General features: G+C 64.7%; 17 protein-coding genes. 7 read left to right on the top strand and 10 right to left on the bottom strand.

Features of this window, described 5'->3' with window-relative positions:
- Nucleotides 1-13: 13 nt before the first annotated feature.
- From K5R33_RS09875 to iolD, 7 genes are all read right to left on the bottom strand, one after another.
- Nucleotides 14-505: a DUF3291 domain-containing protein gene (locus K5R33_RS09875; protein ID WP_220748857.1), complete on the bottom strand. Its 492-nt coding sequence runs from the start codon at nucleotides 503-505 to the stop codon at nucleotides 14-16.
- A complete protein-coding gene (paaA, locus tag K5R33_RS09870; RefSeq protein ID WP_220748856.1) occupies nucleotides 502-1479 on the bottom strand; it encodes a 1,2-phenylacetyl-CoA epoxidase subunit PaaA in 978 nt (325 codons plus the stop codon). Before paaA ends, K5R33_RS09875 begins: the two co-directional genes overlap by 4 nt.
- 2 nt (nucleotides 1480-1481) lie before the next feature.
- Nucleotides 1482-2708 carry a 3-oxoadipyl-CoA thiolase gene (pcaF, locus tag K5R33_RS09865; protein ID WP_373314162.1) on the bottom strand — a complete coding sequence of 409 codons (1227 nt, stop codon included), beginning with the start codon at nucleotides 2706-2708 and terminating at the stop codon, nucleotides 1482-1484.
- 79 nt (nucleotides 2709-2787) lie between these two features.
- A complete protein-coding gene (locus tag K5R33_RS09860) occupies nucleotides 2788-3615 on the bottom strand; it encodes a class II fructose-bisphosphate aldolase (protein WP_220748854.1) in 828 nt (275 codons plus the stop codon).
- Between the two features lie 106 nt (nucleotides 3616-3721).
- Complete coding sequence (locus tag K5R33_RS09855; RefSeq protein ID WP_220748853.1) at nucleotides 3722-4576, bottom strand: 5-deoxy-glucuronate isomerase; 855 nt, start codon at nucleotides 4574-4576, stop codon at nucleotides 3722-3724.
- A 1-nt stretch (nucleotide 4577) separates the two neighbouring features.
- The gene (iolC, locus tag K5R33_RS09850) at nucleotides 4578-5543 is read right to left on the bottom strand and encodes a 5-dehydro-2-deoxygluconokinase (RefSeq protein WP_220748852.1); all 966 of its coding nucleotides are present in this window, start codon (nucleotides 5541-5543) and stop codon (nucleotides 4578-4580) included.
- A complete protein-coding gene (gene iolD / locus K5R33_RS09845; protein WP_220748851.1) occupies nucleotides 5543-7405 on the bottom strand; it encodes a 3D-(3,5/4)-trihydroxycyclohexane-1,2-dione acylhydrolase (decyclizing) in 1863 nt (620 codons plus the stop codon). The genes iolC and iolD overlap by 1 nt, the downstream gene beginning before the upstream one ends.
- Nucleotides 7406-7535: 130 nt before the next feature.
- Between iolD and K5R33_RS09840 the strand changes: the two genes are divergently transcribed.
- The 3 genes from K5R33_RS09840 to K5R33_RS09830 are packed head-to-tail and all read left to right on the top strand — an operon-like array spanning nucleotide 7536 to nucleotide 10753.
- Nucleotides 7536-8642: a Gfo/Idh/MocA family protein gene (locus tag K5R33_RS09840; protein WP_220748850.1), complete on the top strand. Its 1107-nt coding sequence runs from the start codon at nucleotides 7536-7538 to the stop codon at nucleotides 8640-8642.
- Between the two features lie 12 nt (nucleotides 8643-8654).
- Nucleotides 8655-9542: a TIM barrel protein gene (locus K5R33_RS09835; RefSeq protein ID WP_220748849.1), complete on the top strand. Its 888-nt coding sequence runs from the start codon at nucleotides 8655-8657 to the stop codon at nucleotides 9540-9542.
- A 53-nt stretch (nucleotides 9543-9595) separates the two neighbouring features.
- Entirely contained in the window at nucleotides 9596-10753 is a 1158-nt protein-coding gene (locus tag K5R33_RS09830; RefSeq protein WP_220748848.1) for a Gfo/Idh/MocA family protein, read from the top strand.
- A gap of 75 nt (nucleotides 10754-10828) precedes the next feature.
- Here K5R33_RS09830 and K5R33_RS09825 read toward each other — a convergent pair whose 3' ends face one another.
- Nucleotides 10829-11842, bottom strand: a complete 1014-nt coding sequence (locus K5R33_RS09825) for a LacI family DNA-binding transcriptional regulator (protein ID WP_220748847.1) — start codon at nucleotides 11840-11842, stop codon at nucleotides 10829-10831.
- A gap of 167 nt (nucleotides 11843-12009) precedes the next feature.
- Between K5R33_RS09825 and K5R33_RS09820 the strand changes: the two genes are divergently transcribed.
- From K5R33_RS09820 to K5R33_RS09810, 3 genes are all read left to right on the top strand, one after another.
- Nucleotides 12010-12954 carry a sugar ABC transporter substrate-binding protein gene (locus tag K5R33_RS09820; RefSeq protein ID WP_220748846.1) on the top strand — a complete coding sequence of 315 codons (945 nt, stop codon included), beginning with the start codon at nucleotides 12010-12012 and terminating at the stop codon, nucleotides 12952-12954.
- 65 nt (nucleotides 12955-13019) lie between these two features.
- On the top strand, nucleotides 13020-14138 hold the full coding sequence (locus tag K5R33_RS09815) for an ABC transporter permease (protein WP_220748845.1): 1119 nt from the start codon (nucleotides 13020-13022) through the stop codon (nucleotides 14136-14138).
- Entirely contained in the window at nucleotides 14138-14914 is a 777-nt protein-coding gene (locus K5R33_RS09810; RefSeq protein ID WP_220748844.1) for an ATP-binding cassette domain-containing protein, read from the top strand. Before K5R33_RS09815 ends, K5R33_RS09810 begins: the two co-directional genes overlap by 1 nt.
- Here the strand turns inward: K5R33_RS09810 and K5R33_RS09805 are convergent.
- Nucleotides 14911-15858: a hydrogen peroxide-inducible genes activator gene (locus K5R33_RS09805; protein ID WP_220748843.1), complete on the bottom strand. Its 948-nt coding sequence runs from the start codon at nucleotides 15856-15858 to the stop codon at nucleotides 14911-14913. The genes K5R33_RS09810 and K5R33_RS09805 overlap by 4 nt on opposite strands.
- Nucleotides 15859-15982: 124 nt before the next feature.
- Here K5R33_RS09805 and katG point away from each other — a divergent pair, with 124 nt between their 5' ends.
- On the top strand, nucleotides 15983-18199 hold the full coding sequence (gene katG, locus K5R33_RS09800; protein ID WP_220749068.1) for a catalase/peroxidase HPI: 2217 nt from the start codon (nucleotides 15983-15985) through the stop codon (nucleotides 18197-18199).
- Between the two features lie 95 nt (nucleotides 18200-18294).
- Here katG and K5R33_RS09795 read toward each other — a convergent pair whose 3' ends face one another.
- On the bottom strand, nucleotides 18295-20232 hold the full coding sequence (locus tag K5R33_RS09795) for a 3-hydroxyacyl-CoA dehydrogenase NAD-binding domain-containing protein (protein ID WP_220748842.1): 1938 nt from the start codon (nucleotides 20230-20232) through the stop codon (nucleotides 18295-18297).
- Nucleotides 20233-20323 lie beyond the last annotated feature (91 nt).

The following is a 20323-nucleotide window of genomic DNA, read 5'->3' as shown; positions in this document are numbered from 1 at the left end:
TTCCCGTCCTGGGTCATGCGGGCACGCACCGAGCGGTGCGCCAGCGGGTGGCCCCTGGCAGGTCCGCCCATCCGAACGCCTGCGCCCCAGGTCCGTCCCGTTCCAGGGCGGCGAGCCGCTCCATCGCCTCTGCCGGGTCGGGACGGTGGCCGGGGGGCACCCACCACATGGCGAAATGCATGGACCCCAGGGCGTCGAACCACTCCGCGCGCCGCTCATAGAAGCGGGCGTGCAGCGTGCCCCAGACAAACGTCTCTAACGCAGGGCCATCGCGCCAGACCGAGGCATTGTAGATGACGCGCGGATCCTCGGTCGGCTGTGTCTGGGTCGCGTTGCCGCCCTCGTCGATATGCCGCCAGACGAAGCCGTCCATCCGCTCAGCCAAGCCGTTAATGCGATCCAAGGCACCCGCGAACTCCGCCACGATGGGCGAGTCGATGGGGGCTTTCAGGCGCGCGATGTTGACCTCGGCCAACTGCCAATCCGGTGCCGGAGGGGCAATCATTCCGCCGCCACCGAAACGGCCCGCTGTTTGGTGGCATGGGCCATCAGCCCCTCGCGGACCCAGGCCCCCTCGTCCCAGGCACGGTTCCGCGCCTCCATCCGGTCCCGGTTGCAGGGGCCGTTGCCCGCCAGAACCTCCATGAACTCCGCCCAATCGGGTTCCGTGAAGTCGTAGTGCCCCGTCTCTTCGTTCCAGGTCAGATCCGGATCAGGCACCGTGAGGCCCAGGTATTCCGCCTGCGGAACGGTTTGATCCACGAACTTCTGCCGCAACTCGTCGTTGGTGTTCATCTTGATCCGCCACTTCATCGATTGGGCGGAGTGTTTGCTGTCTTTGTCCGACGGACCAAACATCATAAGCGATGGGAACCAAAAACGGTTGAGCGCATCCTGGGCCATGCGCTTCTGCGCCTCGGACCCTTGGCACATCTTCATCATCACGTCGAAGCCCTGCCGCTGGTGGAAGCTCTCCTCCTTGCAGATCCGCACCATTGCGCGGGCATAGGGCCCGTAGGACGTCCGTTGGAGCGGCACCTGGTTCATAATCGCCGCCCCATCCACCAACCAACCAACGGCCCCCATGTCCGCCCAAGTCAGCGTCGGATAATTGAAGATCGACGAGTACTTCATGCGCCCATCCAGCAGCATCTCCGTCATCTCGTCCCGGCTGATGCCCAGCGTCTCGGCGGCACAATAGAGATACAGGCCATGCCCTGCCTCGTCCTGAACCTTGGCCAGCAGGATGGCCTTCCGTTCCAGCGTCGGCGCGCGGGTCACCCAATTGCCTTCGGGCAACTGGCCCACGATCTCCGAATGGGCATGCTGGCCAATTTGGCGGATCAGGGTCTTGCGATAGCCCTCGGGCATCCAATCCTTCGGCTCGATCTTTTCCCCCCGGTCGATGCGCGCCTGAAAGGCGGCGAGCTTCTCCGGATCGTCCTGGCTCGCTTCGGACTTAATCATCTGCGCATACATCGTCAGGTCCTTTCCAAGATCATGGCGGCGCCTTGCCCGACGCCCACACAAAGGGTCACAAGCGCGTAACGCCCCCCGGTGGCGCGCAACTGCCGCGCCGCCGTCAGGGCAAGGCGCGCGCCGGACATGCCCAGGGGATGGCCCAGCGCGATGGCACCGCCGTTAGGGTTCACATGGGGCGCATCGCCGGGCAGGCCGAGCTGTCGCAACACGGCCAGGGCTTGAGCCGCAAAGGCCTCGTTCAACTCGATCACATCCATGTCGGAGATCGTCAAATTCGCCCGTGTCAGAGCCTTTCTTACCGCCGGGACAGGTCCAACCCCCATGACCCGTGGCGCCACTCCGGCCGAGGCCATAGTCACCACCCGCGCCATAGGCGTCAGGGAGTGCGCGCGGAGAGCCTCGGACGAGGCGATGAGCAACGCCGCCGCTCCGTCATTGACGCCCGAGGCATTGCCCGCTGTCACCGATAGGTCCGGCCCATTAACCCCGCGCAACTTGGACAGCTTAGCCGCATCCGTGCCCGGGCGCGGATGTTCATCGGTCGCCACGACAACCGGATCGCCTTTCCGCTGCGGGATCTCGACCGGCGCGATTTCCCCGTCAAAAAAGCCAGCCTCATGCGCGGCGGCCCAACGGGCCTGGGACCGGGCGGCAAAAGCGTCTTGGTCGGCGCGCGCGATCCCATGGTCGGCGGCGACATTGTCTGCCGTTTCAGGCATGGAATGGGTCCCATAGGCACTGTGCAGGGCCGCATTCGGGAACCGCCAACCGATGGTCGTGTCGTAGCTTTCGACATGTCGCGAAAACGCCGCATCGGCCTTAGCGGTCACGATCGGCGCCCGAGTCATGCTCTCGGACCCGCCCGCAATGCAGAGGTCATAGTCCCCGGCCTTGATCCCGCGTGCCGCGAACCCGACGGCATCCAAACCGCTGGCGCAAAGCCTATTGAGCGTCACGCCGGGCACCGTTTCGGGCAGGCCTGCCAGCAGTGCGGCCATACGGGCCACGTTGCGATTGTCTTCACCGGCTTGGTTCGCGGCCCCCAACAGAACCTCGTCCACTGAGCCTGGGTCTAGATCAGGGTTCCGCGCGAGCAAGGCGCGGATGGGATGGGCGGCCAGGTCGTCCGCCCGGATCGCAGCCAAGGCCCCGCCGTAGCGACCGATCGGCGTTCGTACGCCGTCGCAAATAAACGCCTCCGCCACGTGGCATCCTCCGCTGCCCATAAGACCGCGTACCATGAAGGCGGTGAGCGATCAAATGTTTCGTTACCGAAAATTGAGGATGGGTAATTTCAGTAACACGTCAGGACACCAAAGACCGAAGCACCGCCTCCGCCGCCGCTTGGATGGGTGCCTCGACCCGGCGCAAGATCTGAACGCGATCAAATTGGTCCGGGTCATCGGCCAGAACCTGACGGAGGGAGGCGCCGAAGACCTGGCGCACCTCGGTCCCGATATTGAACTTGCAGATGGAGGTCTCGCGGGCCAAGCGCCCCCTCTGGGCATGGGGCACACCGGACCCGCCATGGATCACCAGCGGGACCGAGGTCTTGGCCTGGATCGCGGCAATCTTGGCCTCATCCAAACCGTCCCCGGCATCGGTTTGCAGGTGCACGTTCCCAACGCTGATCGCCATGGCGTCCACACCCGTCTCGCTGGCGAAGCGCGCGGCCTCCTCCGGGTCCGTCCCACGACTTTCGGCGCCAGCGGCATAGCCGACGAACCCGATTTCGCCCTCACAGGAAACACCCGCGGCATGGGCCATCTCGGCAATGGCGCGGGTCTGGGCGATGTTCTCCTCCAGAGGCAGTTTGGAGCCGTCGAACATCACGCTGGTAAAGCCCGCATCGATGGCCTCGCGACACTCCGCAGCCTGATAGCCGTGGTCGAGATGGGCCACGACCGGCACATCCACATCCGCCGCCAGGATCCGAAACATGGCGCCCAGCACCGGCAGCGGCGTGTGTTCCCGGCACCCCGGCCCAGCCTGAAGGATGACCGGCACGCCGACCGTCTGCGCCGCCCGAGCATAGGCGCGGGCATCCTCCCACCCCAGGCAAACGAAACCCGCAATGGCGCGCCCCTCGGACAGGGCCGGTTGCAAAACATCGCGAAGGGTAGCGAGGGTCATGGGACACGTCCGTGCTATCGGGGAGAGGTCCCCGGGTCGCACCCGAGGACGAGGGCGCCGCATTGCGCGGCATGGGCGAAGGGCGGGGGTCACCCCGCCGTGCCGATCACTTGAACTTGGCGACCATGTCCATGATGCCCGGGATCGTATGCAGCTGCTCTTCGTGGGTCGGCTGGAAGTACTGCTTCAGGCTGCGTTGGCTCAGCCCGCCCAGGATGGTGAAGTAGTACATCTCATACCCCGGAAGCGCGGCACAGGGGTGATAACCCTTGTCGAGGCAGATCGTGGAGCCATCCATGATGTGATAGGCATCGCCCGGCTTGTTATCTTCGCGCTGCAACATCTGCACGCCCGAGCCATAATTGGGCTTGAACCGGAAATTGTAAGTCTCATCGTGGCGGGTCTCGATCATCTCGTCCCCGACCTTCCGGTCCGTGTCGTGCTTGTGGCTGGGAAAGCCGGACCAGCCGCCTGCACCGACGGTGAACAACTCCGATACCAGTAACCGCCCGACCCGGTCGTGGCAGCCCGCACCCAGGATATGGGCGATGCGGCGGTGGGTCTTGGTCTCATCTGATCCGTATTGGACCTTGTCCAAGTCCTTGGTGCGCACTTCGAAGGGCTTCAGGACCTGGTCGTATTTCGCACCCGCAATGAACACCTCCGCCTCGGCGGAGCGACAGGTGAAATGGGCCTTGGTGCCGGTGGGCACATAGACGCCTTCGGGATCACCATCGAACACGTCGATTTCGCGCACGCCGATGTCGCGATAGACCTCGCCCTCCACATGCACGGTCACGGTTCCCGTGGCTGGCACGATGCAGGTCTCATATCCAGGCACCAGATAGTCAAACGACTGACCTTCGGTCAGCTTGACGATGTTGAAGTAGTTCAACGGAACCGTGGGGTTATCCACGTCCACGATGGGCTTGTTGTGGTTGTCATGGGGCGGGATGTGCATCTCAGGTCTCCTCCGGTCCGGGGTGGTCGGCCAGGAAGGCCTCCAGTTCGTCTGTGGTTGGCATGGCAGGGGCGCAGCCGACACGGGCCACGACCATCGCCGCATTAGCGGACCCGCGCAGGACGGCGTCCTTGACCGGGTGCCCCCCCGCGAGCGCGGCGATGAACCCCCCCATGAAGCTGTCGCCCGCGCCGGTGGGTTTGAGCGCCTCCGTCCGGTAGATGCCGGTATGGATTTCCTCGCCCCCTGCGAAGGTAATCGCACCCTTCTCGCCCATCTTATAGACGATCAGCTTGCCCTCGGCGGCGAGGCTGCGGGCCTTGTCGAGGCCACGGTCGTAGTCGCCCGCCATGAAGCCGAACTCCACGTCGTTGCCGATGATACAGTCGCACATCTCGCCCGCCCGGCTGAGCACATCGGCGGCGAACTCCGCCGAAGTCCAGGAATAGGGGCGGTAGTCGATGTCGAAGATGAGCGGCATCCCGGTGGCTTGCGCCAACTCGAACGCGCGGAAGGCGGCGGTGCGGCTGGGGTCGGCGGCAAAGACAGTGCCTGTGGTGATGAGGGCGGAATAGGGCGCGTAATCCACGGCCTCCACATCCGCCGTGGTCATCTCGAAATCAGCGGCGCCGTTGCGGTAGATGACCGATTGGTGGTCCTCGATCCGGCTTTCGACGACGGCGAGCGAGTTGCGCGCCTCGCCCCCCACGGGTGTCACATGGGTGCGGTCAATGCCGTAGTGGTCGAGCTGATTGACGCAGAAGCGCCCGATGGCATCGTCGCTGACCCGCGTGACCAGCGCGGCCTGGCACCCCTGTTTGACCAGCGCCACGCCGATGTTCGCGCTGCTACCGCCGAGGCAGGAAACGAAGCGCTCTGCCTCCTCGGTCCGGGTGCCGGGCGGGTCGGGGTAGAAATCCATCCCCGCGCGGCCCACGATCAGGAAGTTGGTGCCGTTCAGGTCCATCACACGCCCTGCCGCTGTTTGTGGCGGGTGGATTCCCAATCCGCGTGGCCCTTGCGGACGCCTTCGTCGTCGGAGACCTGGGCCGTCCCCACCTCCCACCAGGTGTGGCCTTGCTGGGTCCAGCCCTCGTAGGGGTCGACCTTCATCACGAGGACCGTGGTGCGGTCGGCGGCCTTGGCGCGGGTGAAGGCCTCGCCCAGTTCCCCCGGGTTAGAGACGGTTTCGGCGATGGCACCCATAGCCACCGCATGGGCCTCGAAATCGACGCCGACCTGATGGGTGGCCGTGGGCGTATCGGCGATCAGGTTGTTGAAACTGGCCTGGCCTGTGTTGTTCTGCAGCTTGTTGATGACCGCGAAGCCACCGTTGTCAAGCACCAGGATGATCAACTTCTTCTCGGTCAGCACGCTGGAGTAGACGTCCGAGTTCATCAGCAGGTAGGAGCCGTCGCCGCAGAACACGATGGTGTCTTGGTCGGCCTCCTGCTCCATCTGCGCGATGCGCGCGCCCCAGGCGCCCGCGATCTCATACCCCATGCAGGAGAAGCCGAATTCCACGTCGACCGTTCCGGGTTTGAGCGTGCGCCAATTGGCCGTGACCTCAGCGGGCAGGCCACCTGCGGCGGCGACCACGCGGTCGGCGGTATCACACAGCGCGTTTACCGTGCCGATGGCCTGGGCGTAGCTGTTGGGGCGATTGCCGGGCTTTACGTTGTCGGCGACATAAGCGTCCCACTTCGTCCGCTCTGCCCGAGCGTCCTCAGCCCAGGCGGCGGGCGCCCGATGGTCGCCTAGCCCTTCGGTAATCGCGGTCAGACCCAGCTTGGCATCCCCCACGACAGTCGTCGCGAGGTGCTTGGCCGCGTCGTGGCGGCAAACGTTCAGGTGCAGTAACTTGGCGTCATGGGCGAAGGCCGTCCAGGAACCAGTGGTGAAATCCTGCAGCCGCGTGCCCACGGCGAAAACAAGGTCGGCGCGTTCGGCGATGGCATTGGCGCTATCGGACCCTGTCACGCCGACGGGACCGACGTTCAGCGGGTGGTCGTTCGTCAGGTTGGCGCGGCCCGCGATGGTCTCAACGACCGGGATGTCATGAGTCTCGGCAAAGGCGGTCAGCTCGGCCACAGCGCCGGAGTATTGCACGCCGCCGCCTGCGATGATGACCGGACGCGCAGCGGCGGTCAGAAGAGCGGCGGCCTCCGCCACTTCGGCGATATCCGGCGCTTGGCGGCGGATACGGTGCACGCGCTTGTCGAAGAAGCTGAACGGATAATCATGGGCCCAACCCTGGACGTCCTGGGGCAATCCCAGGAAGGCGGGTCCGCAATCGGCGGGGTCGAGCATTGTGGCCAGGGCGGCGGGCAGCGACTGCAGGATCTGCGCGGGATGGGTGATCCGATCCCAGAACCGCGACACAGCCTTGAAGGCGTCGTTCACGCCCAGGGTCGGGTTCCCAAAGTGCTCCAACTGTTGCAGCACAGGATCCGGCAGGCGCGTGATGAAGGTATCGCCGCAGAGCATCAGCATCGGCAGGCGGTTGGCATGGGCCAGGGCCGCCGCCGTCAACAAATTCGCCGTTCCCGGCCCAGCCGAGGCGGTGCAGAACATGAACCGGCGGCGCAGGTGGTACTTGGCATAGCCCGCGGCTGCGAAGCCCATGCCCTGCTCGTTCTGACCACGGTAGAGCGGCAGCACATCGCGCATGGGATAGATCGCCTCGCCCAAACAGGGCACATTGCCGTGGCCGAAGATGCCGAAGCCGCCGCCGCAAATGCGCGTCTCGACCCCGTCGATCTCGATGTATTGCGCCGCCAGCCAGCGCACGATGGCCTGGGCCACGGTCAGTCGAACCGTCTCAGTCATGGCGATGCCGCCCCCTCCCACGTCGTCTTCGGAAATAGCCGTCCACAAAGCGATTGCATATTGCGCATCTCCGAATCCGAGCATACAAATTTTGCAACCGGTTGCAAACGCTATTTGGGAGGAGGCGGCCATGACCGACATCGGGATCGGCATCGTGGGCGGGGGGTACATGGGCAAGGCCCACGCGGTTGCCTATGCCGCCGTGGGCGCCGTCTTTGAGACGACCCTGCGTCCTCGTCTAGAGATGGTCTGCGCCACCAGCGAGGCAAGCGCGGACCGCTACCGCGCCGCCTTTGGCTTTGCGCGGGCCACGAGCGATTGGCAGGCTCTGGTCGCCGACCCGAAGGTGGATGCGGTCATCATCGCTTCGCCCCAGTCCACCCATCGCGCCATCGCCGAGGCGGCCTTTGCCCTGGGCAAGCCCGTGTTTTGTGAGAAACCGCTGGGTCGGGATGTCGCCGACAGCCAGGCGATGGTGGCCGCCGCCGAAGCGTCCGGCGCGGTCAACATGACCGGCTTCAACTACGTCCGCACCCCAGCCACGCAGGAGGCGATCCGCCTTGTCCGCGAGGGCGCGATTGGCGACATCACTTGGTATCGCGGCGAACACACCGAGGATTTCCTGGCCGACCCCGACGCGCCTGCCACCTGGCGGTGCCAAGGACGCGAAACGGGCACGATGGGTGATCTGTCACCCCATCCCATCAACTGTGCGCTGGCCCTGATGGGACCGATTACGTCGCTGAACGCGGTCGTCGAAACCGTACATAAGACACGGCCCGGCCCCGATGGCCCGGTGCAGGTGACCAATGACGACCATGCCCAAATGATGGTGCGCTTTGCCTCAGGCGTGATGGGCCACATCTATGCCAGCCGCACGGCGACCGGCAAAAAGATGGGCTACGCCTATGAAATCCACGGGACCCGGGGGTCGATCCGCTTTGACGGCGAGGATCAGAATTCCCTCCATGTCTACCGAGCCGAAGGGCCAGAGGCCGGGCGCGGGTTCACCCGCGTCCTGACCGGCCCCGCCCACCCGAACTACGCCGCCTTCTGCCAGGGGCCGGGCCATGGCACCGGCTATCAGGACCAGATCATCATCGAGGCGCGGGACTTCCTGGCCGCCATCGAGGCGGGCCAATCGGCCTTCCCCACTTTCCGCGACGGGATGGAGGTCAACCGCGTGGTCGACGCCGCCTGGACATCTTCCGAGACCCGCGCCTGGGTCGACCTGTAAGGGACACACACCATGAGCATCCGCATCGGAAACGCCCCCTGTTCCTGGGGGATCGAGTTCGCCTCGGGCGAAGGCTACCCCACCTGGCAAGAGGTACTGTGCCAATGCGCCGCCGCGGGGTACAAAGGGATCGAGTTGGGGCCGGTCGGCTATATGCCCGAGGATCCAGCGATCCTAGCCGATGGCCTGGCCGAGCATGATCTGGAGTTGATCGGGGGAGTCGTCTTCCGCCCGTTCCACGACCCGGCCCAATGGGAAGATGTGCTGGACGGCGCGCGCCGGACCATCGCGGCGCTGACCGCCCATGGGGCCAAACACCTGGTGCTGATCGACAGCATCTCCCCCCGCCGGGCGCCCACCGCTGGCCGCGCCGCCGAGGCCGAACAGATGGATACCGCCGAATGGACCGCCTTCCGGGATCGCATCGTCGAGGTCGCCCGCATGGGCACCGACGCGGGCCTGACCGTGGGGATGCATGCCCATGCGGCCGGCTTCATCGACTTCGAGCCGGAGTTGGAGCGCCTACTGGACGAGGTGCCCGAAGAGATCCTCAAGATCTGCTTCGACACGGGCCACCATTCCTATGCGGGCTATGATCCCGTGGCCTTCATGAAACGGCATGTCGGGCGCATCAGCTACATGCACTTCAAGGACATCGACCCGGCCGTGAAGGCCCGCGCGGTCGAGAACCGGACCGGATTCTACGAGGCCTGCGGGAACGGCATTTTCTGCACGTTGGGCAACGGGGATGTGGATTTCCCGGCGGTCCGGCAGGTCTTGCTGGACGCTGCGTTCCAGGGCTGGTGCACGGTCGAGCAGGACATCGATCCGACCAAGGAAAACGACACATTGGGGGACGCGAAGGCGAACCGCGAATACCTGCAATCCATCGGGTTCTGACACGAGACTTGGACAGGCGGTGGGCTGGCGCCCACCCTACGGGAGGGCCTGATATGGCGAAACTGAACTGGGGTATGATCGGGGGCGGCGAAGGCAGCCAGATCGGACCCGCGCACCGGCTGGGCGCCGGTCTGGATGGCGAGTTTGCCTTTGTGGCTGGTGCTTTGGACCACCGCCCCGAGGAAGGGCGCGACTATGGCATGCGGCTGGGCCTGGACGCGGATCGAGCCTATGGCTCCTGGCAGGAGATGCTGGAAGGGGAGCGGGGGCGCGAGGATCGCGTGGACCTGGTCACCGTGGCGACGCCCAATGCTACCCACTATGAGATCACCAAGGCTTTTCTAGACGGCGGGTTTCACGTCCTTTGCGAAAAGCCCATGACGATGACTGTCGAAGAGGGTCAGGAGATCGTCGAGATCGCCAATAAGACCGGCAAGATCTGTGCCGTGAATTACGGCTACACCGGCTACTCCCTAGTCCGGCACATGCGGGCGATGGTGGCGCGGGGCGACATCGGGGATGTGCGCGTCGTCGTAGCGGAGTTTGCCCATGGCCACCACGCGGATGCCACCGATGCCGACAACCCGCGCGTCCGCTGGCGGTATGACCCGGCACAGGCGGGGGTCAGCGCGCAGTTTGCCGATTGCGGGATCCACGCCATGCATATGGCGAGCTTCGTCACAGGCCAGGAAGTCGAGCGTTTGTCCGCCGACATCGTCAGCGCGATCCCCGTGCGGACCTTGGAAGACGACGCCATGGTGAACTTCCGCATGTCGGGCGGGACGGTGGGGCGGCTCTGGACCTCCTCCGTTGCCATCGGGCGGCAGCATGGTCTGACCCTTCAGGTGTTCGGCGAGACCGGCGGTTTGCGGTGGAGCCAGGAGCAACCGAACCAACTCTACTACATGCCGCTCGGCGAACGGTTGCAGGTGATCGAACGGGGCGAGGGCAATCTGTCGCCGGAGGCCGACCGCACCAGCCGCGTGACCGTGGGACATGCTGAGGGGATGCCCCTGGCCTTTGCCAATATCTACGCCGATCTCGCAGAAGCCATTCGCGCTCGCAAGGACAGCCGCTTGATGGACCCGGCGGCGAACCTTTATCCACGGGCCGAGGACGGGCTCCGCTCCATGGCGGCTGTGTTCGCGGTGGCGGAGTCGGGCAAAGCCGAGGGCGCCTGGGTAGATGCCCGGCCTCCGATGTTTCGCTGATTGGTCGCGTTGCGTCTGAGTATTTTTGCCGAGAAGAAGCAGGGGGGCGGGCCCAGGTCTGCCCCGTTGCGCTGGTTAGTCTGGCCCAGTTGCCAAAGGGCGGAGGGTGCCGCGCTCGACAATCCGGCATGGGAAAAGGCGCGCTTCGGGCAGGCGGTCGGGGTCGTCGATGGTCGCCAGGGCCAGTTCGATGGAGGCGTCGATGATGGCCGTGACCGGTTGGCGGATTGTGGTCAGGTCGATGTTTTGCCAGCCCGCGATCTGCATATCGTTCAGGCCGATGATCCCAAGGTCGCCGGGCACATCCATCCCAGCCTCGCGGAGCGCGGAGAGGGCGCCGATGGACAGCACATCGTCGCCCCCGAAGAAAGCATCCGGCAAGGGTCCGGCAGCGAGTAGGCGCTGCATTTCCGCGCGGCCTGCCTCGAAGGTATAGGCCTCGGCGAAGCTGGTTGTGACACCCCGGAGGGGCGCGGCCTCTAGCCCTTCCAGAAACCCAGCGAGGCGGTCTTGGGTGGAGGTCGCCGCCTCGGGGCCGCCGAGGAAAGCGACTCGTTCATAGCCACGGGCTACGAGGGTGCGCGCCGCCATCCGTCCGCATTCGCGGTTGTCGATGCCGACGACGTGAGTTTCGGGCGCGCTGGTCCAGCGGCCAAAGCTGTGGACGACCGGCAAGCCCGCCTCGCGGAAGGCCCCCGCAAAGCTGGGCGGCAGGGTGGATGAGGCGATGATAACGCCGTCGACGGAGTACTGCCGGAGCATACGTACGGACGCCTGGGGGTCCGTCTCACCCGTAAGGTTTACAAGCAAAGGACGGAGGCCGCGTTCCTGGAGGCCGATGGTGAAACGGTCGAAGATTTCGAGAAAGATCGGATTGTGGAAGTTCGACACAACAAGCCCGATCAGCTTGGTACGCCCCGTGGAGAGCGCGGAGGCCAGTGCCGACGGGGCATAGCCCAGGTCTGCGGCGGCCTTCTCGACCTTGGCGCGGGTCTTCGGACTGACCGAAGCGCCCTCGGTAAACGTCCGGGACACGGCAGAGCGGGAAACGCCCGCGCGCAGGGCGACGTCTTTTAGGGTGACCGGCATCCAAGCCTCCTTTCAGCTGTTCTTAGCCGGTTTTCACCCCAGCACAAAGTTCGGGGCGCAAAGAAATTGCAACCGGTTGCAATAACCATCGAGTTGTGCTTTTCTTGCGCCGAGGGTGGAGGAGACCGCTGTGCGGGCCGCCCCAACAAAAACCCGGGAGGAAGAGAATGAAGTTCGTAAAGACAATGGTCGCCGCCGTTGCCGTTGCCGCCGCGCCCTTTGCTGCCGCTGCCGATGGCCACGCCGATCTGAACTATGTGTTGGTCAGCCATGCACCCGATTCTGACAGCTGGTGGAACACCATCAAGAACGGCATCGCGCTGGCCGGCGATCAGCTGGGCGTCAACGTCGAGTATCGCAACCCGCCCACCGGTGACCTGGCCGATATGGCTCGCATCATCGAGCAGGCCGCCGCCGCACAGCCCGACGGCATCATCACGACGCTGGCCGATTTCGACGTGCTATCCGGGCCCATCAAGGCCGCCGTTGACCAGGGCATTGACGTCATCATTATGAACTCTGGCACGCCGGAGCAGGTGCGCGAGGTGGGCGGCCTGATGTTCGTTGGACAGCCCGAGTATGACGCAGGCCTTGCCGCTGGGATGCGGGCCAAAGGCGATGGCGTGGAAAGCTTCGTCTGTGTGAACCACGTCATCTCGAACACGGTGGTTGCCGAGCGCTGCCGTGGCTTTGCGGACGGTCTGGGCGTCGACTTGGGCGACAGCATGATCGACTCGGGTCAGGACCCCGCTGAGATCAAGAACCGCGTCACCGCCTATCTGACCGCTAACCCCGAGACGGATGCCATCCTGACGCTCGGCCCGACCTCCGCCGATCCGACCATTCTGGCGGTGAAGGAGATGGGCCTGGACGGGGACATCTACTTCGGCACCTTTGACCTGGGTACAAACATCGTCGAGGCGATCAAAGACGGCACGATCCAGTGGGGCATCGACCAACAGCCCTTCTTGCAGGCCTACCTGCCGGTGGTCGTTCTGGCGAACTACGACCGCTACGGCGTGCTGCCGGGCAACAACATCAACTCCGGCCCGGGCTTCGTGACCAAGGACGCGCTTGGCAAGGTCGAAGAGTTCGCGGGCGAGTACCGCTAAGACACCATAGGGGCGGGCTGTCCACACGGATTGCCCGCCCTTTTTCTATCCACCGGGAGGGACCAATGGCTGACACGCCGCAAGCCGCGCTGGACGAGCGCGTCAAGGACATATCACCGATCCGCAAGGCCCTGATCCGGCCAGAGCTGGGCGGGATCATCGGCACTGTCGCCGTTTTCACCTTCTTTGCCCTGCTGGCTGGATCCAGCGGCATGTTCAACGCCCAGGGCATCATGAATTGGACGACCGTGTCGGCGCAGTTCATGATTATCGCCGTCGGTGCCTGCTTGCTGATGATCGCGGGTGAGTTCGACCTGTCCGTCGGCTCCATGATCGGGTTCGCAGGCATGATGGTCGCGATCTTCGGCGTGACGCTGGGCTTTCCCATGTGGATGGCCATCCTCATCACCTTCGCCATCTGCCTCGCCTGCGGTTGGCTGAATGGCTACATCGTGGTGAAGACCGGGCTGCCGTCCTTCATCGTGACGCTGGCCACGCTGTTCATCCTGCGGGGCTTCACGATTTTTATCCCCCAGACGGTCGAACGGAAGACCATCATTGGCGGCATCCGCGAGGCGGCGGAGGGCGATTGGCTTGCGCCGCTGTTTGGCGCCAAGATCCTGGGCGGTTTGTTCCAGTGGTTCGGCGACATCGGCCTGATCGCCGTGTTCGAGCGAGGGAACCGTGCGGGACAACCCGTCGTGGACGGGGTGCCGATGCTGATCGTCTGGGCCATTGTTCTGATCGTCTTCGGTCACCTGCTGCTGACGCGGACCAAGTTCGGCAATTGGATCTTTGCCGCGGGCGGTGACGCCCAGGCGGCACGCTACGTCGGAGTGCCCGTCAATCAGGTGAAGATCCTAATGTTCATGTTCACCGCCTTCTGCGCGACGGTCTTTGCCGTCTGCCAGGTGATGGAGTTCGGATCGGCGGGCGCGGACCGGGGTCTATTGAAGGAATTCGAGGCCATCATCGCCGTGGTCATCGGCGGCGCGCTGCTGACCGGGGGCTATGGCTCTGTCATCGGGGCGGCGCTCGGCGCGTTGATCTTTGGCGTGGTGCAGCAGGGGCTGTTCTTTGCCAACGTCGAATCCTCTCTGTTCCGGGTGTTCCTGGGGGTGATCCTGCTGCTGGCCGTGATCCTGAACACCTATATCCGCCGCATCATCACCGGAGAACGCTGATGGACCCGATTGTTCGTATGACAAACATCGCCAAGCACTTCGGCTCGGTGATTGCCCTGAACGGAGTGTCGGTCGATGTCTTCCCCGGCGAATGCCACTGCCTGCTGGGCGACAACGGCGCGGGAAAGTCGACCTTCATCAAGACGATGTCCGGCGTCCACAAACCCACCAGTGGAGAGATCCTGTTCGAGGGGACACCCATGTCCTTCGCCAACCCACGGGACGCCATCGCGGCCGGGATCGCGACGGTCTATCAAGACCTGGCCATGATCCCGCTGATGTCGGTCAGCCGGAACTTCTTCATGGGCAATGAGCCGGTCAAGACCATCGCGGGGATGCGGTTCTTTGACCACGACTACGCCAATCGGGTGACCATGGACGAAATGCGCGCCATGGGCATCAACCTGCGGGGGCCCGACCAGGCCGTTGGCACGCTGTCGGGCGGAGAGCGTCAGACCGTGGCCATCGCGCGGGCGGTACACTTCGGGGCGAAAGTCCTGATCCTGGATGAACCGACCAGCGCCTTGGGCGTGCGACAGACGTCCAACGTGCTGGCGACGATCGACAAGGTCCGCAAAAAGGGCATCGCCGTCGTATTCATCACCCACAACGTGCGCCACGCCATGGCGGTGGGGGACCGGTTCACAGTGCTGAACCGGGGACAGACCCTCGGCACCGCGCTGAAAGGTGACATCACGCCCGAAGAGTTGCAGGACATGATGGCCGGTGGCCAGGAACTGGCGACGCTAGAGGGATCGCTCGGCGGAACGGTCTAGGGACCCTCGTCCGACGTGCCCGTCGTCCTCGGGGTGGGCGGGCACGGCGCCTCGCCGGGTGCGACGGCTTGGCGGATCACCCCCGCCAAGCCATCAAGCTGCGCCGCTAGGGGCGTGGAGCGACGCCAGATCATACCGACCGTCCGCCGGGGCTGTGGCTCTGGGAAATGGGACACCGCCACGGGGGCGGACCGGGTTTCTACGGGCACCGCCATCTCGGGTATGAGGGTCACGCCCAGGCCTGCCCCCACCATCTGCACCAAAGTAGAGAGGGCGGAGCCGTCCAGCCCATGACGCGGGCGCGCGGTCGGCATCGTGCAAAACGACAATGCCTGGTCGCGAAAGCAATGCCCCTCCTCCAGAAGCAGTAGACGCATGCGGCTCAGTTGATCAGGGGCGGGCATGGGGTCGCCGGCCTCCGCCTCGGGGCGCACAAGGACGAAGGCCTCGTCAAACAGCGGCACCTCAGAGAGCGTTGGCTCCGACACCGGCAGGGCAACGATCGCGGTATCCAATCGCCCTTCGGCCAGTTCGTCGAGCAGACGCGGCGTGATGGTCTCTCGCACGTCGAGGTCAAGCGCAGGATAGGAGCGGGTCACCGCCGCCACCAACCGGGGCAACAGATAGGGGGCGACCGTTGGAATGACGCCCAGACGCAAACGCCCCGACAACCCGGACGGCGCCGCGCGCGCGAGATCGCCCAACTCATCCACGGCGCGCAGAATATCGCGCACGCGGAGAAGAACCTCCTCCCCGAATGTCGTCAGGCGAACCTGGCGGGCGGCCCGTTCCACCAACTGACGGCCAAGAAGGGCCTCCATCTCCTTTATTTGAACGGACAGCGCCGGTTGGGAAATGGCCGAGGCATCGGCGGCACGGCCGAAATGGCCATGCCGAGCCAAGGCATCGAAGTAGCGCATCTGTCTAATGGTCAGCCCAATCATAAGCTGATCCTATCGAACAGATATACAAATGCAACTTAAGCTAATCACACGAAGCTGCTAGACCCGGCACATGCAAGGCCGACCACGCTCGAGTCGGCCCAGCCCTGAGGGAGAAGCCGATATGATGGACGGAACCGACAGCGGCGCGGGCAAATGCCCCGTCATTCACGGTGTGACACTGCACACCACCAACAAAGTGCGCGGCAACCGGGATTGGTGGCCCAATCAGCTGAACCTGCGCATTCTGCACCAGAACACGCCCGTCTCCGACCCGCTCGGGGCAGAGTTCGACTATGCTGAAGAGTTCAAGAAACTGGACCTGAAGGCACTGAAGGCCGATCTGACGGCCCTGATGACCGACAGCCAAGACTGGTGGCCCGCCGACTATGGCCACTATGGTCCGTTCTTTGTGCGGATGGCCTGGCACGCGGCGGGCACCTATCGGACCGCCGACGGACGCGGTGGGGCGAACACGGGCAACCAACGGTTCGCGCCCCTGAATTCCTGGCCCGACAACGGCAACCTCGACAAGGCGCGGCGGCTGCTGTGGCCGATCAAGCAGAAGTACGGCAATCAGATCAGCTGGGCCGACCTGTTCATCCTGGCGGGCAATGTGGCCCAGGAAAGCATGGGGCTGAAGATCTTCGGCTTCGGCGGCGGCCGCGCCGACATCTACGAGCCCGAGGAAGACATCTACTGGGGTGTGGAAGACACCTGGCTGGACGATAAGCGCTACGACAAGGGCGAGGACGGCAAGGGCCGGTTCCTGGAAAACCCCTTGGCCGCCGTGCAGATGGGTCTGATCTACGTGAACCCCGAGGGGCCCAACGGCACGCCCGACCCCCAGGCCAGCGCCTATGACATCCGCGACACCTTTGGCCGCATGGCCATGAACGACGAGGAAACCGTCGCCCTGGTCGCGGGCGGTCATACCTTCGGCAAGGCCCACGGCGCGGGCGACCCGGCACTCATGGGCGCAGAGCCCGAGGGCTCGCCCATCGAAGCGCAGGGCCTGGGATGGAAGAACGGCTTTGAGACCGGCGTGGGCGTGCATACTACGACCTCCGGGATCGAGGGCGCCTGGACGGCCACCCCGACCACCTGGGACATGTCCTATCTGGAAACCCTGCTCGGCAATGAGTGGGAACTGACCAAGTCGCCCGCAGGCGCCCACCAGTGGAAGCCCGCGAACGGTGCGCTGGCCGATGCCGTGCCGGATGCCCATGACGAAAGCCGCCGCCACGCGCCGATGATGACCACCGCGGACATGGCGCTTCGCACGGACCCGGATTACTTGCGCATCTCGCAAGACTACTTGGCCAACCCAGACAAGTTCGCCGACGCCTATGCCCGCGCATGGTTCAAGCTGACGCACCGCGACATGGGACCAAAGGGCTTGTACCTGGGTGAAGATGTTCCCGCCGAGGAGCTGATCTGGCAAGATCCGATCCCCGCTGTGGACCATGAGCTGATCAACGACGCCGACGTGGCGGACCTGAAGGCTCAGATCCTGGCCTCCGGTCTGTCCGTGTCAGAGTTGGTGAGCGTTGCTTGGGCCTCCGCCTCGACATTCCGTGGGTCGGATAAGCGCGGCGGGGCCAATGGCGCCCGCGTCCGCTTGGCTCCGCAAAAGGACTGGGAAGTGAACCAGCCTGCGACCCTGGCCAAGGTGCTAGAGGTGCTGGAGGGTATCCAGGCAAGCTATGACAAGACCGTCTCGCTGGCCGACCTGATCGTGTTGGGCGGTTGTGCCGCCGTCGAGAAGGCCGCCCATGACGCAGGTGCGGACATCACTGTGCCCTTCACGCCTGGCCGTATGGACGCAACCGAAGCACAGACCGACGCCGAGAGCTTTGAGCCGCTGGAGCCGCGTGCCGATGGCTTCCGCAACTACCAAGCTGCGGAATTCCGGGTCTCGGCCGAGGAATTACTGGTTGACCGCGCGCATCTTCTGGGCCTGTCGGCGCCGGAAATGACGGTTCTGGTTGGCGGTTTGCGGGTCCTGGGCGCCAACTATGGCGACAGCCAGCATGGCGTCTTCACCACCCGTCCTGGCCAGTTGACCAACGACTTCTTCTTGAACCTTCTGACGATGGAGAACGACTGGCGTCCGGCCCCCAACCAGGAAGAGGGCGCCCCCCGTCTCTACGAAGCCTTCAGCCTCAAGACCGGTGAGAAAGTCTGGACGGGCACGCGCGTGGATCTGGTGTTTGGATCGAACTCGCAGCTCCGCGCAGTGGCCGAAGTCTATGCCCAGTCCGACTCGGCCCAGCGGTTCACGGCGGACTTCGTCAAGGCCTGGACCAAGGTCATGGAGGCGGATCGCTTCGATCTGAAGTGATCGCAACCTAAAGATCAACAGGGCGCCCTCCGAAATCGGGGGGCGCCTTTGTCTTGGGGGATGAATTTTCTAGAAAATTCGTCCCTGTTCCCCCGTCACGCCGAGGTGATCCCCGCCGCATACATCGGCCCACCACGCCATCGGGGAAAGCTGAAACCATTCACCATGACCACGTCGATGTCCTCAGGTGTCCGAGCGATGCCCTCGGCGAGGACAGCCTGGGCTTCCCGTGTCATTGCGCCCAAGATCCGATCCATGATTTCTGGGTCCCCGAACGTCCTAGGCGTCCTACCGGACGCGGCGCGCGCGGTTCCGATGATGCGGACAACCTCCGGGTCGGGACGCGGCGCGCCGCCATCATAAGCGTACCAACCGGCCCCCGCCTTGCGTCCAAAGCGGCCAGCTTTGCAGAGGCTATCGGCAATCGTGACATACCGCTCGGTGTCGGGGCGGGTTGCTGCTCGCCGCTTGCGCATGGCCCAAGCGATGTCCAACCCGGCAAGGTCCTGCATCTGGAAGACGCCCATCGGGAAGCCGTAGTCCCGCATGGCCCCGTCCACCTGCCATGGCAAAGCGCCCTCTTCCAACAGATAATCCGCTTCCCGCCGATAGGCCGTCATGATCCGGTTGGCGACGAAGCCGTCGCACACTCCCGCCAAGACCGCCGTCTTACCCAACCGCTTGGACAGGGCCACGGCGGTTGCAACGACGTCGTCCGCCACAGCGGCGGGGGTGACGATTTCCAGAAGCTTCATGATATGGGCCGGTGAAAAGAAGTGCAGGCCGATCACGCGGCTCGGGTCCCGCGTGGCCGCAGCGATCTGGTCCACGTCCAGATAGCTTGTGTTGGTCGCGAGAACCGCACCCGCCCGCATATGTCGGTCGAGCTGAGCGAAGACGCCGTGTTTGACGTCCAGATCCTCGAACACCGCTTCGATGGCGAGGTCAGCCTCACCCAAGGCCGCGTAGTCCGCCACTGCGCGAAAGGCCGAAAGCCTGTCATCATACTGGCCGTCGGATAGCAAACCGCGCGCCCGGCTTTGCGACAGGATCCCCTCGACTCGCGTATGCCCAAGGGCTGCGGCCTCCGCATCCCGTTCGACCATCGTGACCGACAAACCGCTCAGCAGACAGGCCGCAGCAATCCCCGCGCCCATGGTGCCGCCACCGACCACGCCAACCGACTGGAGAGGGCGCGGCGGCACCTTGGCGCGCGCGTCCTTTAGGGTTGATCGCTCTGCAAAGAAGATGTGGCGCAACGCGCCCGACTGGTCGCTGGACTTGAGGCGCAAGAATGCTGCGCGCTCTTCTACCAAAGCCTCCGGCGCGGATCCGAGGCCTCGGCGCACCGCCTCCACCGCCTCCGGGATGGACAATTGCCCGCGCGCCTTCGACAGGAGGGATTTGGCTTTGGCCTCGAAGGCTTCGGTGATCGGTGCAGGCGCCCGCGACAACGTCGGGGTGGGTTGCCCGAGGGTTGTGGCGAGGGACTTGGCCGCGTCCAACAGATCGGCATCGGCAGTGCGGTCGATCAACCCCGCAGCCAAGGCCGCCTGCGCCGTTACGGGCTTGCCCGTCGCCACCATATCCAGCGCCATCTCAGCGGGGACAAGGCGCGGCAGGCGAACCGTTCCGCCCGCACCGGGGATCAAACCCAGCGTCACCTCCGGCAGGCCCAGCTTGGCCTCCGCCGTCGCGACGCGCCCGTGGCAGCCTAGGGCGAGCTCCAGCCCGCCGCCGAGAGCCATCCCATGGATCGCAGCCACCCAGGGCTTGGTCGCACCTTCAATGGCGGTGACCACATCGGGCAGGTGAGGCGGCTGCGGCGGGGCCCCGAACTCGCGAATATCGGCGCCCGCCACGAATGTCCGCCCTGCGCAGGTCAGGACAACGGATTGGACCTCCGGATTTGCATCACAGGCGGCAACGGCGTCCAGCAGGCCCTGCCGCACCGTTTGGCTGATCGCATTCACGGGCGGGGCGTCGATGGTGACGATGGCACAGGCCCCGTCGTGATGGAGTGAAACGGTCATGGGGCGCATAGAACCCAGCCGCCGTTGCCCTGTCTACGGGTCTCGGGTGACGAAGCCCCTAGATTGGCCCTGCGCTTTCTGGTCAAGTCGC

It is taken from the genome of Jannaschia pagri (genome assembly GCF_019655435.1).
GTDB lineage: Bacteria > Pseudomonadota > Alphaproteobacteria > Rhodobacterales > Rhodobacteraceae > Jannaschia > Jannaschia pagri.
The sequence above is the reverse complement of the archived record's forward strand: the minus strand, read 5'-3'. Positions and strand labels throughout refer to the sequence as shown.

What these genes read in the sequence shown, in the direction of transcription:
- K5R33_RS09810 (WP_220748844.1), top strand. Translation starts at nt 14,138, where the DNA reads ATGGACCCGATTGTTCGTATGACAAACATCGCCAAGCACTTCGGCTCG.
- K5R33_RS09795 (WP_220748842.1), bottom strand. Translation starts at nt 20,232, where the DNA reads ATGACCGTTTCACTCCATCACGACGGGGCCTGTGCCATCGTCACCATC.
- K5R33_RS09820 (WP_220748846.1), top strand. Translation starts at nt 12,010, where the DNA reads ATGAAGTTCGTAAAGACAATGGTCGCCGCCGTTGCCGTTGCCGCCGCG.
- katG (WP_220749068.1), top strand. Translation starts at nt 15,983, where the DNA reads ATGGACGGAACCGACAGCGGCGCGGGCAAATGCCCCGTCATTCACGGT.
- K5R33_RS09825 (WP_220748847.1), bottom strand. Translation starts at nt 11,842, where the DNA reads ATGCCGGTCACCCTAAAAGACGTCGCCCTGCGCGCGGGCGTTTCCCGC.
- K5R33_RS09815 (WP_220748845.1), top strand. Translation starts at nt 13,020, where the DNA reads ATGGCTGACACGCCGCAAGCCGCGCTGGACGAGCGCGTCAAGGACATA.
- K5R33_RS09835 (WP_220748849.1), top strand. Translation starts at nt 8,655, where the DNA reads ATGAGCATCCGCATCGGAAACGCCCCCTGTTCCTGGGGGATCGAGTTC.
- paaA (WP_220748856.1), bottom strand. Translation starts at nt 1,479, where the DNA reads ATGTATGCGCAGATGATTAAGTCCGAAGCGAGCCAGGACGATCCGGAG.
- K5R33_RS09875 (WP_220748857.1), bottom strand. Translation starts at nt 505, where the DNA reads ATGATTGCCCCTCCGGCACCGGATTGGCAGTTGGCCGAGGTCAACATC.
- pcaF (WP_373314162.1), bottom strand. Translation starts at nt 2,708, where the DNA reads ATGGGCAGCGGAGGATGCCACGTGGCGGAGGCGTTTATTTGCGACGGC.
- iolC (WP_220748852.1), bottom strand. Translation starts at nt 5,543, where the DNA reads ATGGACCTGAACGGCACCAACTTCCTGATCGTGGGCCGCGCGGGGATG.
- iolD (WP_220748851.1), bottom strand. Translation starts at nt 7,405, where the DNA reads ATGACTGAGACGGTTCGACTGACCGTGGCCCAGGCCATCGTGCGCTGG.
- K5R33_RS09830 (WP_220748848.1), top strand. Translation starts at nt 9,596, where the DNA reads ATGGCGAAACTGAACTGGGGTATGATCGGGGGCGGCGAAGGCAGCCAG.
- K5R33_RS09855 (WP_220748853.1), bottom strand. Translation starts at nt 4,576, where the DNA reads ATGCACATCCCGCCCCATGACAACCACAACAAGCCCATCGTGGACGTG.
- K5R33_RS09840 (WP_220748850.1), top strand. Translation starts at nt 7,536, where the DNA reads ATGACCGACATCGGGATCGGCATCGTGGGCGGGGGGTACATGGGCAAG.
- K5R33_RS09860 (WP_220748854.1), bottom strand. Translation starts at nt 3,615, where the DNA reads ATGACCCTCGCTACCCTTCGCGATGTTTTGCAACCGGCCCTGTCCGAG.
- K5R33_RS09805 (WP_220748843.1), bottom strand. Translation starts at nt 15,858, where the DNA reads ATGATTGGGCTGACCATTAGACAGATGCGCTACTTCGATGCCTTGGCT.